The sequence below is a fragment of the Polaribacter staleyi genome, from assembly GCF_038024045.1.
In the GTDB taxonomy this organism is placed as follows: Bacteria; Bacteroidota; Bacteroidia; order Flavobacteriales; family Flavobacteriaceae; genus Polaribacter; species Polaribacter butkevichii.
In genome coordinates, this window is record NZ_CP150665.1 from 875425 (window position 1) to 891115 (window position 15691).

Annotated in this window: 17 protein-coding genes; all 17 read right to left on the bottom strand. The window is 26.7% G+C overall.

Features of this window, described 5'->3' with window-relative positions:
• Position 1 precedes the first annotated feature (1 nt).
• Positions 2–658, bottom strand: coding sequence for an acylneuraminate cytidylyltransferase family protein (locus WHD07_RS03655; RefSeq protein ID WP_343330105.1), 657 nt, complete (start codon positions 656–658; stop codon positions 2–4).
• Complete coding sequence (gene neuC, locus WHD07_RS03660) at positions 659–1792, bottom strand: UDP-N-acetylglucosamine 2-epimerase (protein WP_343330106.1); 1134 nt, start codon at positions 1790–1792, stop codon at positions 659–661. It lies immediately after the preceding gene.
• Entirely contained in the window at positions 1785–2828 is a 1044-nt protein-coding gene (locus tag WHD07_RS03665) for an N-acetylneuraminate synthase family protein (RefSeq protein ID WP_343330107.1), read from the bottom strand. The genes neuC and WHD07_RS03665 overlap by 8 nt, the downstream gene beginning before the upstream one ends.
• A gap of 103 nt (positions 2829–2931) precedes the next feature.
• Positions 2932–3819 (bottom strand): IS3 family transposase, encoded by an 888-nt coding sequence (locus WHD07_RS03670; RefSeq protein ID WP_343330977.1) that lies wholly within the window; start codon positions 3817–3819, stop codon positions 2932–2934.
• A gap of 8 nt (positions 3820–3827) precedes the next feature.
• Positions 3828–4139, bottom strand: coding sequence for a transposase (locus WHD07_RS03675; protein WP_343328339.1), 312 nt, complete (start codon positions 4137–4139; stop codon positions 3828–3830).
• A gap of 127 nt (positions 4140–4266) precedes the next feature.
• On the bottom strand, positions 4267–5175 hold the full coding sequence (locus WHD07_RS03680) for a PIG-L deacetylase family protein (RefSeq protein ID WP_343330108.1): 909 nt from the start codon (positions 5173–5175) through the stop codon (positions 4267–4269).
• Positions 5172–6113 carry a glycosyltransferase family 2 protein gene (locus WHD07_RS03685; protein ID WP_343330109.1) on the bottom strand — a complete coding sequence of 314 codons (942 nt, stop codon included), beginning with the start codon at positions 6111–6113 and terminating at the stop codon, positions 5172–5174. The genes WHD07_RS03680 and WHD07_RS03685 overlap by 4 nt, the downstream gene beginning before the upstream one ends.
• A complete protein-coding gene (locus WHD07_RS03690) occupies positions 6113–7036 on the bottom strand; it encodes a glycosyltransferase family 2 protein (protein WP_343330110.1) in 924 nt (307 codons plus the stop codon). The genes WHD07_RS03685 and WHD07_RS03690 overlap by 1 nt, the downstream gene beginning before the upstream one ends.
• Positions 7036–7911 (bottom strand): hypothetical protein, encoded by an 876-nt coding sequence (locus WHD07_RS03695; RefSeq protein ID WP_343330111.1) that lies wholly within the window; start codon positions 7909–7911, stop codon positions 7036–7038. The genes WHD07_RS03690 and WHD07_RS03695 overlap by 1 nt, the downstream gene beginning before the upstream one ends.
• A gap of 16 nt (positions 7912–7927) precedes the next feature.
• The gene (locus tag WHD07_RS03700) at positions 7928–8902 is read right to left on the bottom strand and encodes a glycosyltransferase (RefSeq protein ID WP_343330112.1); all 975 of its coding nucleotides are present in this window, start codon (positions 8900–8902) and stop codon (positions 7928–7930) included.
• 167 nt (positions 8903–9069) lie between these two features.
• A complete protein-coding gene (locus tag WHD07_RS03705) occupies positions 9070–10236 on the bottom strand; it encodes a glycosyltransferase (protein ID WP_343330113.1) in 1167 nt (388 codons plus the stop codon).
• Between the two features lie 38 nt (positions 10237–10274).
• Positions 10275–11093, bottom strand: a complete 819-nt coding sequence (locus tag WHD07_RS03710) for a glycosyltransferase family 2 protein (protein ID WP_343330114.1) — start codon at positions 11091–11093, stop codon at positions 10275–10277.
• Positions 11086–11730: a CatB-related O-acetyltransferase gene (locus WHD07_RS03715; RefSeq protein ID WP_343330115.1), complete on the bottom strand. Its 645-nt coding sequence runs from the start codon at positions 11728–11730 to the stop codon at positions 11086–11088. The genes WHD07_RS03710 and WHD07_RS03715 overlap by 8 nt, the downstream gene beginning before the upstream one ends.
• 9 nt (positions 11731–11739) lie before the next feature.
• Positions 11740–12531, bottom strand: a complete 792-nt coding sequence (locus tag WHD07_RS03720; RefSeq protein WP_343330116.1) for a hypothetical protein — start codon at positions 12529–12531, stop codon at positions 11740–11742.
• Complete coding sequence (locus WHD07_RS03725) at positions 12528–13814, bottom strand: ABC transporter ATP-binding protein (RefSeq protein ID WP_343330117.1); 1287 nt, start codon at positions 13812–13814, stop codon at positions 12528–12530. The genes WHD07_RS03720 and WHD07_RS03725 overlap by 4 nt, the downstream gene beginning before the upstream one ends.
• A gap of 169 nt (positions 13815–13983) precedes the next feature.
• Positions 13984–14856: an ABC transporter permease gene (locus WHD07_RS03730; RefSeq protein WP_343330118.1), complete on the bottom strand. Its 873-nt coding sequence runs from the start codon at positions 14854–14856 to the stop codon at positions 13984–13986.
• Between the two features lie 411 nt (positions 14857–15267).
• Positions 15268–15681, bottom strand: coding sequence for a type II 3-dehydroquinate dehydratase (gene aroQ, locus WHD07_RS03735; RefSeq protein ID WP_343330119.1), 414 nt, complete (start codon positions 15679–15681; stop codon positions 15268–15270).
• Between the last annotated feature and the right edge of the window lie 10 nt (positions 15682–15691).

A 15691-nucleotide genomic window follows, 5' to 3' on the forward strand; every position in this document is an offset into this window, starting at 1 on the left:
TTTATTGCCTTAAATCATTTATAGTATCTATATCTAAACTACTTTCAATAGACATTTCAAAATGGGTTGTTTTATTAGTTAAAAGAGTGTTTTTATTTAGAAACGCTGCCACTTCAATTATATAAATTGCACCATTTGCTCTATACGTTTTAGGCAATTCTTGTCTTGGATAAAATGGATAGTTATTATTTATGATTCCTTGTAAATAACCTTTCTCATCTACTTTAAATGTTTTATATGGATGATGCTCTAATTCACAAACACTTATTAATGACGTCGCTTCAGAGCTTAATAATTTTTCAAAAGCGAAGTCTATATCTTCAGATGTTCTTAAAGGCGATGTTGGTTGTAAAAGAATTAAATAATCATATTTCATTCCATTTAAACTTTCTAAAACATGTGTTAAAACGGGTTCTGTTTTAGAGGTATCTTGCGCTAATTCTATAGGTCTTTTTAAAGCTAGAACTTCTTTGTTTTTTTGAGCTTCATTTAAAATCTCATCATCATCTGAAGAAACAACGACATCTGTAATATATTTTGATTCTAAAGCCGCTTCGATAGTCCATTGCATTAATGATTTTCCAGAAAAATTAACTAAATTTTTTCTATGAATCCCTTTAGAACCTCCTCTTGCTGGTATAATTGCAATAACTTTCATTTATAAATCTTGGAATTGTTTTTGACAGTTTACTTGCCAAATTACATCTGACATTAACAAATGTAAGAAAAGCTCATTACTATTCCCTTCTCCAAATTCAGTTACATCAATAATTTCCTGTTTTTCAGATTGAATATCATTTATTACTGATAAAATTTCTTCAGAATTATAAGCTACATTCATAATAGAATTTGCTTGTCCTCTGTTATGTTGTCTCGTTCCTATATCTATTGTAGGTACTTTATAATAAGGTGCTTCTCGAACACCTGCACTAGAGTTTCCAATAATAAATTTAGTTTCTTTTAATAATCTTAAAAAATACTCAAACCGTAAAGATGGATAGATTTTAAATCTAGCGTTATTTTTTAAACGTTTATATTCCTCTAGAATTTCTTCTGTTCCTAAATCGTTATTAGGATAAATAACAACATAATTCTCATCTGATTTTAATAAAGCATCTACTAAAGCCTTAACGCTTTCTTTTATGTTTTTATAGTCTGTAGTTACAGGATGAAACATAACAATAGCATACGTTTCAAAAGGAATTTCGTAATATTCTTTTACCTTTTCTAGATTTGGAAGATTAGATGGATTCATTAAATCTAAATCAGGTGAACCAATCACATAAATAGAACTTTCTAATTCTCCCATTTGTATTAATCTTCCTTTGGCTTCTTCATTAGAAACTAAATGTAAGTGAGATAATTTGCTTACAGAATGACGAATCAATTCGTCAATGGTACCAGAAATCTCACCTCCCTCAATATGTGAAACCAAAATATTATTTAAACTCCCTACAATTGCTCCTGCCAAAGCCTCAACACGATCACCATGTACAACAATTAAATCTGGTTTTTGATTTTCAATATATTCTGAAAAACCCGTTATCGTTTTTGCTAAAGTTCTATCCATATATTCAGCACCAACATGGTTTTGAAAAGTATGAATATTCTTAAATCCACTTTTGTAAATTTCATTGACAGTAGCACCATATTTTTCATCCAAATGCATACCTGTTGCAAATACTTGAACATCAAAATTAGAGTTCTCCTGTGTAATTTTTATTAAGGATTTTAATTTCCCAAAATCGGCACGAGTTCCTGTAAGGAATACTATTTTTTTTTGATTAATCAATATCCGACCAATTTAAATGTGTATCAGTTTCAATATCTTTACCTGAAGTTTTCCCTAAAATACCGTTAAAATCTTTTGCTAAAATCTCTCCTGTACCAGGTCTTTTAACCCATAAGTTTTCTTTGGTATAGATTTCACCTTTTTTTATAGCCTTAATCGTTACTACCGTTGCAAATGCGAAATCAATAGTTACTTGTTCTTCTTTCGCAGGTTCTTTTGTTCCACCACGCATTTGCCAAATCATATTACTACCAGTAATCAACTCTTTACAATCATTTTCATCCATAGAACATACAATGTCTGGACCTGTTCTTTGTTTATGATCCGTAAAGTGACGTTCTAAAATTGATGCTCCTAAAGCAACAGCCCCTAAACAAGCATGATTTGTTAATGTATGATCAGATAAACCAAAAACATTTTTCGGAAATGCTTCCGATAATACTTGCATTGCTCCAAAACGAACTAAATGCACAGGAGTTGGATACAAGTTGGTTGTATGCAATAATGCCAATGGGACGTTTGCTTTTTCAAATATTTTCACGGCTACAGCAACACTTTCAATCGTGTTCATACCTGTACTCAAAATTACAGGTTTACCAAAAGTCGCAATGTGTTCTAAAAGAGGATAATTATTACACTCTCCAGAACCAATTTTATATGCAGCAACATTCATTTTTTCTAATCTTTCGGATGCTGCTCTAGAAAATGGTGTAGAAATAAAAATCATTTCTTTACTTTCTACATATTCTTTTAATTCAATTTCATCTTCTTCATTTAAAGCACAACGTTTCATTATTTCATAAATAGAAACATCTGCATTTCCCGGAATGACTTTTTTAGCAACTCCACTCATTTCATCATCTACAATATGAGTCTGATGCTTTACACATTCTGCTCCTGCCCTATAAGCTGCGTCAACCATTTCTTTAGCTACTTTTAAAGAACCTTCATGGTTAATGCCAATCTCTGCTATTACAAACGGTGGATAATCTTTACCTATTTTTCTGCCTTGTATTTCTATAAATGGATTATTCATTTTCTTTTTTTTTATTTTTTTTTCTAAATCAAAGTCATCTTTTATATTAGTCTTGTTTTGACCCCTATAAAACAAGAGTAATCTTTTAAATTTCGATTATTAATTAAGCTGTTAAATTTTTCATCATAATTAGATGTTTATCTGTATTCCATTTTTCCATTGGGGTTATACGTCCCAACAATCCGTGAAGTCTTCTATTGTTATAAAATTTCACGTATCGTTTTAATATTTGCTCTATTTCACCAAAATATTGATAGTCGAACCTTTTAAAAACTTCTTTTTTTAATATTCCGTGATACGCTTCTATATGTGCATTTTCCTCAGGTGTTGCAATGTGTGTAAATTCTTGTTGTACTCCGATTAAACCTAAGTATTCACGTACTCTTTTAGCTATAAATTGGCTTCCATTATCACTTCTAATAACTACATTATTGGGGTAATCATAATCTTGAAACAACTCAGATAGTAATGTAATAACGTGATGCTGTTTAATGGTAAAAGAAAAATAGTCTTTTAGTATTCTACGAGTATGAACGTCTATGACCGAGAGTAAATAAGCATTCTTTCCTACACTTGGTATCCAAACCATTTTTATATCCATTTCCAGGCATTCTAAGGGCTTAGAAGTGTGAACTTTTCTGAACTTTACAAACTTGCGTCCTGAACCACTTCTATCTATCCTATTATCTAGTTTGAGTAAGCCTTCTTCTTTCATAATTCTATATAGTTTTTTATGATTTATAGTGTACCCCTCTCTTTTTAAATAGCTGGTCATTAATCGATAACCACAATCTATAAACTCATGCTGTAAAATTTCTTTTATAGCTGCAACTACATCGTTTTGTAATACAAAGCCTTTGGTCTTATGAAAAGTTTCTTTAGTTGGCTTATTTCCTTTTTTACCACCACTAGGTTCTCTGTAGTAACTACTCTCTACAATACCTACCATTTTTAGGATTTTTGTTTTGCTACACTTATATTTTTTATAAATTGCATTGACTAAATCTTTCTTGGATCGGACGTTCCAAACTTTTTTTTTAAAAGTTCTCGTTGTACTTCAAGCTCAATTTCTCTATCACTTAATAATTTTCTTAAAACTCGATTCTCTTCTTCTGCCTCTTTAAGTTCTTTACTCTTGGTATCATAAGTTACCTTCAAACCTGCTTCTCCTTTGTGCTCAAACTTCTTTCGCCAACTGTAAAATGTTCCAGTGCTTACACTGTATTTTCGGCAGGCTTCTACAATACCTATTTCTTCTGAAACTGATAGAATTTCTAACTTCTGTTCTAATGTCCATTTCTTGTATTTCATATCTCAAATATATTAGTTTTGAAATTTAAAATATCACTCCGAACTATTAAGGGGCTAAACTAAGTCTGATTGGCTTAAAATTCATTTTTTTATAATTATTTGGGACAGATTATAACAAAAATTATGACTACATGTTTTTTATCTTTTTATATGATTTCATACAATTTTCGTTTCCTTTAAATAACTTTCGTGTATCTGCTGTTTCAAAAACATTTTGAAAATCTTGATATGCTTTTACTGGTATTTTTAAAAAAATTTCTACAAATCTTTTTTCATTTGAAACACCTAAAAAACGTGACCTCCAAGCATCTAACCCTCTTGATAAATGATCATATCTCTGTACATCTATTTGAGATTTATACAAATGTAATAATTCTTCTTTCTCATCAATTACATTTGTAATATCAATGTAAAAATTAGGTATTAAATCTGTATGAACAGCATAAAAAAACAGATTCCCAGTAAAATTAACTTCTGCAAGTGCTTTACCTACTATATAAGAACAAATTCTATGTTTTGGAGGCTGATCTACAGGCCAAATGGTAAAAATAGTATCCCAATCATTATTTAAAATTTCTTTTAATTTAATTATTTTTTTTTGTTCAATTGTCATAGAAATATTGTCTATCTCTAGTTCTAAAACATCAGCATTAAACTTTTTTGCAACTTTCTTTGCTTCTTCCTTTCTTATTAATACAGATTTAATAGGGTTAGAAAGCTCTGCTCCATTTGTTAAAAAACAGATTGAAATATCACTTCCTTGCTGATTAAGTTTTAACAATGTTCCTCCACATCCAATAACTTCATCATCTTGATGAGGTGCTAAAACTAAAACCTTTTTTAATTTTTCTATTTTAACTTCTTGAGGTTCTAATATTTCTCTAAAATGATCTAATTTCCATATATTTTCAATAAAATCTATATCAGTAGATTTATAAACCTTCTTTAACAGAAAATCATATGCTCCAGAGCTTTTCTTAGAAAAATATCTATAATAATAAATTGATTCTATTTTATTTAAAAGTCTTCTTATCATTGTATAAACCTTAATCCTTTACCTGTTAATTTATAGGATATATAACCAATTATTAATTTCCCTACCCAAATAAAATACTTAAAATTAAAATGTATCGTTTTTTTAATTAAAATAAAATACATCTTAAAAAAAATTGGGCTTTTATATAGAATAAGAAGATTTTGTACTTGAAATTTAAAAAAAAACATTTTAATTCTTTTACTTAAAATTTTTTTTTCTTTTAATAAATCTAAAATATCAATAACAGCATTATGTCTAGTTTCTAAAACTTTGTAATTAGAGTTTAAGGAAGTTGAATTCATATGAACTCTATATAAAGAAAGATATTTATCAAGTAGATGGATATTAGGTCTTTCCATTAATCTTCTTATATGAAAATCCCTATCTTGCCATTTAAGAAGCTTTTCATTATATAGTGTTTTTCCTTTTAGAAAAGTCTTTTTCCACATGATATCATGTATATACCAAGAGATTTTCAACGTAATAAAATCCTCAATCAAATTATCCGATAACTTTGTCCTATTTTCATTTTTAAGTTTTTCTTTATGTTCATTTACCATTATAGTTTTTGTAAGAACAGCATCAACATTAGGATTTTTTCTAAGAACTGTTATTTTCTCTTCTATATGGTTTTTCAATAACCAATCATCAGAATCAAACCATTTTACATATTCTCCTTTACTTAATTCAAATCCATAATTACGGCAAGAATTAGCTCCTTTAACTCTTTTTCCTGGACGTTTATAAAAGCGAAAACGACTATCTCGATTCGAATATTCTTCTAAAATAGCAACCGATTTATCAGTTGACCCATCATCAACTAGTATACATTCCCAATTCGTATAAGTCTGGTTTATTATAGAATTGAGAGATTTATCAATAGTTTTATCTCTATTAAAAATTGGAATAATAATTGAAATTAACGGTTCGCTTTTCATTAATTAAGATAGTTTTTATATTTAGTTACATTTAACTTTCTACTAATTTCAATTTCTTTTTTTATTATTGAAATCATTTTTAATTCAAAAAAAACTTCTTTTAATTTCTTTATTTTTAGCAAAAAAACAAAGATTATACCATTCTTTATTATTTTTCTTTTTTGTTTAATAATATCATCCTTATAATTAAGGTTTAATAAATTTGCCCAATCAGATTTGTATCCAGCTTCTATCAATTTATAATTTCTTTTAATAGATTTCTCTTTATTTTTTATAGTTTCTCTATCGTGGTATATAAAACTATTTGTTACAACTCCTATTTTTAGATTATGAAATAAGACTCTTTGACAATAATTATCGTCTTCTCCATAATGAAAAAAAATAGGATCAAATCCTCCAATTGTATCTATAGTTTTTTTAGGTAAAAACCATGCTGCTGCATTTACAAAAGGAACATCATATATTGATTTTAACTGATTTTTTATTGAATCAAAATAAAAAAAATTATTTTTATCATATCCTATATAATATGAAAATTTTCTATCTAATTTATTAGCATGTCCATTAAGATGAATTGGACTTAAAATTCCATACTCCTGATTTTCATTGTAAATTTTTAATATATTTTCGATAGTATCTTTTTCTAAATATGCATCCTGATTTAATAAAAAAACACCTTTACCATTATTATTAAAAGCATAAGAAATCCCAAGATTATTAGCTTGTCCAAAACCTAAGTTTTTATTTTTTTTAATTAATATTATTTCAGGAAAATTTTCTTCAATAAATACTACTGTTTTATCACTAGAACAGTTATCAATAATAACAACCTGATAACCAAAACAACTAGATAAACATCTTTCTATCCATTTCATACTGTTATAAGTCACAATAATAATAAATATATTATTTTTATTAACCATTACAATCCTTTTATGAGTGTTTCATAATCTATATCCGCAACTTTCAGCCATGTTCTTGACTCTAATCCTATTAAACCATCTAATAAACTACCAAAATCAAATAAGAAAACATTCTTATTCTCATAAGAGATTCTCTTTATTAATGGTCTTCCTGAACATCCCATAGCAACACAAATAACAGAAAATTCATTTAAATTATTAATTGCATTTTTAGATTCTAGAAAAATTCTATCAATTTCATTATATGAATTTATTTTCGGTGTTTTTATATGTATACTATCTCCAAATAATAATTGCACTTTATCTTTTGGAACATTTTCATTCCCTATAAATATTTTTGTTTTTAATTTTAATATTTTTAAAAAATGATTAGCTCGTTCTGCGTTTACTGAAGATACAAAATGTAAAGCTACGGGACTATATATCTTATTCCCAATAAAGTATTGCATTGTATTTTTTAATAGTAATTTTGATAACCTATCTGTATTTAAATGATTACCACTAAACATACCTTTATCAAAACCAAACATTTCTGAATGTATAGCAAGACATTTAACAACATTAGAGCCTTGCAGAGAAAATGCTTCTTCCATTTCTATACTTAATTCTTTGTTTACTATTTGATAAGAATCTGCTATATTCTTTAACAAAAATATATCTCCATCCCCAAACCTTAAATAAACACCTCTTTCATTCCTTATAATTAAATCTTCAATTTTATTTAACGTTTCGAAAGAACTTACAATTTTTATATTATTATGATATCTATTTAAAAAATCTTCTATGAACATTTCATAAAAAACATTTTTTATTATTTTGTATACTATAAAATGTCCTTTTCTTAATATTTTTTTTATTTTATTGATTACTCCCATTTTCTAATTCTGAAATTTATATAGAGTTTACATATTGCCTCCTTAAAAAAACAACAATTCTTGTGAAATATTCTTTTACTATATAAGGAAACTTAGGTTTAATAAAGTCTACCGAGCCCCCTACGCATGTAATCAACTCACTATTAAACTCATAGTCCTTAAACTCTCCTCTATCTACATTTCCAATATGATATACTTTAGCCTTATTTAAAGATACTCTATAATAACCTAATTTATCAATCGGTGCATCTAAAAACTTTAACTCTCCTCCAGGAAAAACATAGATTGGTTTTGAAAAAGGAATTTTATTAAACAATTCCTTCCTATATGTAGATGCGAAATGACTAGCACCAACTACAACTTTTAATTTATTTTTTTTTAAATAATATTGTTTTTTTTTCCAATTATCATTTTTATTAATAAAAAAATTATTATTCCCTATTCCTTTTTCAAAAAGTTCTAAATCAGAATCATTAACAATTTTTCCTTTTTTGATTATAAAGCACTTGTCAAATATCAAAGAATTATTACAATAAAAAGCCATATGTGGATCCGGAGTTAAACCTACAACTCCAACATCCGTAAATGTCTCAAATACTTTATGAACCGAATTTTGCCAATCATTAAAAAAGAAAACATCAGAATCAGAAATAGTAATAAATGGCTCAAATGAAGCTCTTGCTTCTGCTAAAATTGAATACACTTTACCATAATTCACAGAAGTTTCAACATACTTATCAATTTTTTTTAGTTTTATCAACTCTAATAAAAATTCTTTTACTTCTACTTTTGAATTATTATTAATGATAGTAATATTTGTTTTATCTACATCAATCGTTTTCAATAATGATTTTACACATTTCTTTAAAACCTCAAATGAATTTTCAAAATACAAATCTTTTTCAGGTATAAAAACAGGAATAATAACCCTATGGATTTTATATAAGATTTTTGTTTTTTTTATTTTTTCTGGGTTTACTCCAATACGCATTTTGACTCATTTTTATTAAGAAAAATTTAATAATACTTTGTATCTATTTTTTCGTTATTTAATCAAAAAAATAATTCAATACCCCCTTTACAATTCTATACTATATTCTCAGTTAATTTATAATTAGATTGAATATCTATATCTCCTATTTCTTCCTATTATATAGATTATTTACTCTTTAGAAATGATTCGAAACAATTTAAATATTGTTGAGAAATACTTTTTACACTATAACTTTTTAAATAATTTTCTCTTAATTTTCTCTCTATTTTAACAATTTCATTATGTGGCAAAGCTTTTACTTCCCTCATTCTTTCTGAAAGTCCTTTTTGAGAACCATCATACCAAAATTGATAGTCAATTAATCTTTCTGGCATAGCTCCTACTTTTGTCGATATAATCAATTTGGCTGCAGCCATAGCTTCTACTCCAGTTAAAGGCCCCGCTTCTTCCAATGAAGAAATAATTAAACAATCATTATCTGAAAAAGCTTTTACAACCTCTTTGTGAGAAATATGCCCTTTAAAAATGATGTTTTTATTATCCTTTGCCAACATTTTTAAAGCATTCATTTCTGACCCAGAACCAAAAATGTATAAAAAATCTGATTCATCACATATTTCTTTGAAGGCTTTAATTACTTTATCTACTTGTTTTTCTGGTGATAACCTAGAAAGAACAAAAAAACTACCTCCTTTATATTCTATTGGTAATGCTAACAAATCTTTTTCTATGAATGCACATTGATCTATAACTCTATATTCAACTTTCTCAAATATAAATAATTGTTTAGCATTTCTTTCTGAATTATGAATAAATAAATTTACTTTAGAAATCCATTTAAATTTTAATTTTTTAATATCGTCATATATAGTACCCGTTGTTCTAAAAACAACAGGAATATTCTTAGTATAAGAAGTATCTATTATTTTCTCTAAGTAATTGGAAAAAATTTGAGCACATATAATAATTAAATCATATTTCGGTATTTCTTTTTCAAGATATTTAGCTTTTTTAGATTCTATATTAAATTTCTTTTTAAAAAAAGGATTACTAAGACTATTAGAAGAAAAACTTATTTTTTTTAAAAAAAAACAAACAAATTTTAAAACAAACCTAATAATGTTTTTTTCTTTAAACAACTCTTCATTTATGCTTGTATAATAAAAATTATTTCCAAATGTTTTTACTTGAGAATTAACATAAAAACCGGCTGTAGAAAGAACTTTAACATCGTATTTTTCACCTAATATTGATGATATAAAACCCGTTTCCAATTCTCTTCCTCCAAACTCTTGAATAGGAGATATTACTAATATTTTTTTTTTATACATTTTTTATTAAATTGGTTATCAGAACACTTCTTTTTCTATTAACTGAATTTGTTCAAAACACTTAAACAGAATGTAGTTATTTTTCTTAAAAAAATATTTTTTTCAATTTTCATTAAGTATTTGATTCTTTTTGTTGGGTTTTTCAATTGATTAAATAAAAATTTATCTAAATCATTTACATAAATACTTTTTAAATATTTATTAAAAACTTGTTCTTTTTCATATTTAACAATATCTGAATTTTCTGAATTTGAAGAAATTCCATACATATCAAAAATAGTAAGTTCTTTATCTATTTTTTGAAAAGACTCTCCATTTAAGGCTATAGCCTTAAAAAAAAATTCCCAATCAGATACAATTTTATTTTCTTCATTATAAAAACCATATTTGTCAAACATTTCTTTTTTTATAAATGTTGAAGGGTGTAATATTGTAGAAGTTAAAAGATAGCTAAATGAAATTTTTTCAGGATGTTTTTTTATTTTTTTTTCATTCTTATAATTTAAAAATAAATTACAACCAATAAACGAAACACCTTTTTTAATATTAAAAAAGACTTCATCCAACACTTTATTATTCTTTAAAAAATCTCCACTATTCAAGAATAATAAATAATCTCCTTCAGCCATTTTTATTCCTTTATTCATTGCATTATAAATACCACTATCCTCTTCACTAACCCAATTAAAATTCGGTAAATTAATTGACTTTATAACCTCTACACTATTATCTGTAGAGTTGCCATCAACAATGATATATTCAAAATTTTTATAATTTTGATTTATAACACTATCTATTGTCTTTTTTAAACCTACAGCGTTATTATAATTTATTGTAATTATTGATAAATTAACCATTATACTCATTTAAAAAATTATCAATATCATAAAAATTTTCTTTTACTTTATTCAATTTTTCTTCATTTCCGTCCCACCAATTAGTCTGTTTAATTTTTTTTCTTTCTTCTTTATTAAACCTAAACTTTTTAACTTCTATTGGCACACCATATGCTATTGCATAATCTGGAATATTCTTAGAAACAACTGAACCTGCACCAATAATTGCCCCATCACCAATTCTTATACCATCTAATATAGTAACATTGGCACCAATAAAAACATCATTCCCAATTACAATTTTTTTCCTTTCTTCCAATAAATTAGAATCAGATATAGTGGAACCATTTTGTTTCCTATTGCTATAAAAATAAGGATTTGTAGAAATTCCATTTGTTGGATGAATTCCCCAACCACAAACTAAATTTGGCCCAATAGAACAGAACTTTCCTATTTTTGTTATTGTGATTTTAGAATTTTCAGAAATGTATGTGCCTTTACCTATTTCAACACTTAATATTCTATACGGCTTATATACTTTTGTTAAATCCCCCATTTTAACATTCTTCAAAATATTTTCCGTAAGGTTAATATCTTTATAATAGAATGGACTTAATTCTTTAAAGAATTTATAAAATATTTTTTTTATTATATTCATATAATTCAATTAATTACTAAACGCATTCTTAAAAGGAAAAACATCGAAATCAGAATATTTATCACTATTATAAATATTAGCATTATTTTTTTTAGCTTCTAATAATAGAGTTTCATATTGTTGATACAACTCATATTCCCTATATAATCTTTCTTTAGGAAAAGGTTGTTTTTGTACTTCGTAATTAATAGTAATATTTTCTTTTTTTAAATAATATTCTAAACAAGGTTTACTGTGGTCATAAAAATGACCGTAAGGTTTAACACATTGCCAATCATGATTAATCCCTAACAAATTTATTTCTTTTACTTTAGAATAAATAGCCAATTGTAATGCTACAATAGTTACACTCCAGGGGGAGATAATTTTTTTAGTAAAATCAATAGGAAGCCCACCCCCATAAGAGTAATAATAAACTTTTCTATCAACAAAAACTTTTTTAGCAACCTCTCTGTCTCGTCTTTCAATTAATAGTAAAGTGTTTTTAGGTAAAATTTCATTGCAACGTACCCACCAATCTGTTAAAACTTTTTCTGTTATAGGAGGATGAGATGCTGCAAATAAATGTATAGTCGGTTTGATTATTTCTATATCTGGGTGTTCATAAAAATTACCCATTGATATTTTCATCGAGTCTTCTTCTAGCTTAGTTAAATCAAATTGATTTATTGTAGGTGAAGAACCTAAAATATAACATTTAGAAAATGAAGAAAAAAGTTCTATAAGCACCTCATTTTCTGGAAATTGTTTTGGTTTTTTAATAAAAAAAATGATTTTATTTATAAGTTTTCTTAACATCATAATTTATCATTTAAAAACTTACCATTAATAATCGCAACATTTGTGGCTCTATTAATCCTTCCTATTTGCCAATAATCTCCAGGAAAAACTCTAAAATTAAACACATTATGCAGTACATCTATTTGTTGTACAACTCTAATTGCTGTTTGAGCAACTATTACTAATGAATATTCCCCTCCTCTTAATAAAAGTTTTGGAATTTCTAAATCTACAAAATCATTAATATTCTCAAATTTTATTCCCATTTCATCTGAATAAAAATCAGCTACCTTCACTTCATTTTTATCATAAACAACCAATCCAAAAATTAAATCTTTTACATTTATTTTTTTATGAAACACTAAATGCAAACGAAACTTCACATAAGATCCTGATATAATTTCTAAAACAGAATTATTAAATTCATTTAACATTTCTACTTTAGAAAAGTGTAATTCTCCAGTTCCTTGTCTGTATTTTCTTTTTAATAAATTCTGATTTGCCTTTTTACTTTCTATATTTAAGTAATACTGAACTGTATTAACAGAATTTCCTTTATAAATAATTTTCCCATCCTCTAAGACAATACCAGTGTTACACAAATTTTTTACAGCAGCCATATTGTGGCTAACAAACAATACTGTCCTTCCTCCTTCGTTAGAAATATCTTGCATTTTTCCAATTGCTTTCTTTTGAAACTCTGCATCACCAACTGCCAAAACTTCATCAACAATTAAAATATCTGGGTCAAGATGTGCAGCAACTGCAAAAGCTAAACGGACTTTCATTCCACTAGAATAACGCTTTACAGGAGTATCAATATAACGTTCACAACCAGAAAAGGCAACAATTTCATCTAGTTTATCAAAAATTTCTTTTTTAGTCATTCCTAAAATGGCTCCATTTAAAAAAACATTTTCTTTACCTGTCATTTCTGGATGGAAACCAGTACCAACCTCCAATAAAGAAGCGATTCTTCCATTAGATTTTATGGATCCAGTAGTTGGACCAGTTACTTTAGAAAGTATTTTTAAAAGTGTCGATTTTCCTGCTCCATTTTTCCCAATAATCCCTAAAACCTCACCTCTTTTTACTTCAAAATTAATATCTTTTAAAGCCCAAACATATTCAGATTCACCTTTTGATGCTCTGTCATTAGATTCACCTATTTTTAAATACGGATCTTCTTTACCACGAATTCTCGCTAAAAAACGATTAAAATCATGACTAATTGTTCCTGTACCTACAGTACCTAAACGATATTGTTTAGATAAATTTTCAACCTTTAAAATTACATCATTCATAGTAAAATAGTCAACAGTATTTGGTGAATAGTAAATAATTCGCTCTTCATAATATCTTATTTTTTTACTAAATAATTTCTAAAACCTAACAATATTTTTTTATAATCCATAATCTTATTTCGAAACCATTAAACGTATATACAATTCACTAAATACCCTTCACCTCTCACTATATAGTATCTATAAACGTTTTTTCAGTTTTATTAAAAATCAATAATCCTAAAAAGAAAACTATAACCGTAAATATCCCTGTATATATCAATCCAAAACTTGAATAAGTTCCATCATTCAAAAGAATAAATCTACTAAATTCTACCAAGTGAGCTATTGGGTTAATATCAACAATCCAAGAATAATCTGTTCCGGCTTCAATATTAATCAATTTTTCTCTCATTAAATCTAATGGATACATTACTGCTGACAAATACATCAAAAGTTGTACTCCAAAAGATACTAAAAAAGTTAAATCTCTATATTTTGTAACCATCGAAGAAATAATCATCCCTAAACCTAAACCAATCATTCCCATGGCGATAATCAGTAATGGAAAAAATAAAATGTATTTATTCGGAGTTATTTGATATCCGTTAAAATAATAGTATAAATAAAAACATATAAATATAAAAATCTGAATTCCGAATTTCAATAAATTAGAAACCACTATAGACATTGGCATTATTACCCTCGGAAAATAGACTTTCCCAAAAATTGCTTCGTTCTTTTTAAAAGTATCAGAAGTTGCCGTTAAGCATTCTTTAAAATAATTCCAAACTGTAACTCCCGCTAAATTGAATAAAAAAGGCGGCACTGAACCTGTTGAGATTCCTGCAATATTATTAAATACTAATGTAAAAATTATGGAAGTAAATAAAGGCTGAATTAAATACCAAAGCGGACCTAAAACAGTTTGCTTATATAAGGTAACAACATCTCTTTTGACAAAAAGAAATAGCAAATCTCTGTATCTCCAAACTTCTTTTAAATTCAGGTCAAACAGATTGTTTTTTGGGGTTATTTCAAAAAGCCACTTTTCTTTCTCCATTAATTAAATTTTCTAAAAAACAAATATAATTTATTTTATGTGTTTAACATTTAATATCAAGTATAATTATGTGTTTTAAAAACTTAAGTAAATAAATTTTATTAACCTAAAAACAAACTATAAAATGTGATACAAAATATTAATGAGGGAAATGATATTAACAAATTAACACCATTGCAAAAATAATAAAAACTATTAACGCAAAAAGCTTTTGAACATAGATTCATTTAAAATAATAAATAAAACTATTCTTAATTTGTTAGTTAAGTAAAAACCGTAATTTAAAGTTACCCTTTTTCTAATTAAAATCACTTCTAAAAAATAACAAAATACAACTATCAAAGTTATATTAAGAAAGTTTCTTTAATTGAAAAATCACATTTTTAATCTATAACAAAAAATGCTCATTTATTACAAAAAACTCTCAATCCCTAAATCATAACTCTTTAGCCCAAAACCTAAAACAACTCCTTTACAAACCGGAGATAAATAAGAATGATGTCTAAAAGATTCTCTATTATGTACATTAGAAATATGCACCTCTACAACTGGTGTTGTAATACCACTTATGGCATCTGCAATAGCCACTGAAGTATGTGTGTAAGCACCTGCATTAAGCACAATGCCATCAAAACTAAAACCAACTTCGTGCAATTTATCGATGATAGCTCCTTCATTATTCGACTGAAAATAAGACAACTCTACATCATTAAACTTTAATTGAAGAGTTCTAAAATAATCTTCAAAAGTTTCTGAACCATAAATTTCTGGTTCTCTTTTTCCTAATAAATTTAAATTAGGTCCGTTTAGTATAAGTAGCTTCATACATCAAAAA

What these genes read in the sequence shown, in the direction of transcription:
- WHD07_RS03655 (WP_343330105.1), bottom strand. Translation starts at nt 658, where the DNA reads ATGAAAGTTATTGCAATTATACCAGCAAGAGGAGGTTCTAAAGGGATT.
- WHD07_RS03665 (WP_343330107.1), bottom strand. Translation starts at nt 2,828, where the DNA reads ATGAATAATCCATTTATAGAAATACAAGGCAGAAAAATAGGTAAAGAT.
- WHD07_RS03675 (WP_343328339.1), bottom strand. Translation starts at nt 4,139, where the DNA reads ATGAAATACAAGAAATGGACATTAGAACAGAAGTTAGAAATTCTATCA.
- WHD07_RS03680 (WP_343330108.1), bottom strand. Translation starts at nt 5,175, where the DNA reads ATGATAAGAAGACTTTTAAATAAAATAGAATCAATTTATTATTATAGA.
- WHD07_RS03685 (WP_343330109.1), bottom strand. Translation starts at nt 6,113, where the DNA reads ATGAAAAGCGAACCGTTAATTTCAATTATTATTCCAATTTTTAATAGA.
- WHD07_RS03690 (WP_343330110.1), bottom strand. Translation starts at nt 7,036, where the DNA reads ATGGTTAATAAAAATAATATATTTATTATTATTGTGACTTATAACAGT.
- WHD07_RS03695 (WP_343330111.1), bottom strand. Translation starts at nt 7,911, where the DNA reads ATGGGAGTAATCAATAAAATAAAAAAAATATTAAGAAAAGGACATTTT.
- WHD07_RS03700 (WP_343330112.1), bottom strand. Translation starts at nt 8,902, where the DNA reads ATGCGTATTGGAGTAAACCCAGAAAAAATAAAAAAAACAAAAATCTTA.
- WHD07_RS03705 (WP_343330113.1), bottom strand. Translation starts at nt 10,236, where the DNA reads ATGTATAAAAAAAAAATATTAGTAATATCTCCTATTCAAGAGTTTGGA.
- WHD07_RS03710 (WP_343330114.1), bottom strand. Translation starts at nt 11,093, where the DNA reads ATGGTTAATTTATCAATAATTACAATAAATTATAATAACGCTGTAGGT.
- WHD07_RS03715 (WP_343330115.1), bottom strand. Translation starts at nt 11,730, where the DNA reads ATGAATATAATAAAAAAAATATTTTATAAATTCTTTAAAGAATTAAGT.
- WHD07_RS03720 (WP_343330116.1), bottom strand. Translation starts at nt 12,531, where the DNA reads ATGATGTTAAGAAAACTTATAAATAAAATCATTTTTTTTATTAAAAAA.
- WHD07_RS03725 (WP_343330117.1), bottom strand. Translation starts at nt 13,814, where the DNA reads ATGAATGATGTAATTTTAAAGGTTGAAAATTTATCTAAACAATATCGT.
- WHD07_RS03730 (WP_343330118.1), bottom strand. Translation starts at nt 14,856, where the DNA reads ATGGAGAAAGAAAAGTGGCTTTTTGAAATAACCCCAAAAAACAATCTG.
- aroQ (WP_343330119.1), bottom strand. Translation starts at nt 15,681, where the DNA reads ATGAAGCTACTTATACTAAACGGACCTAATTTAAATTTATTAGGAAAA.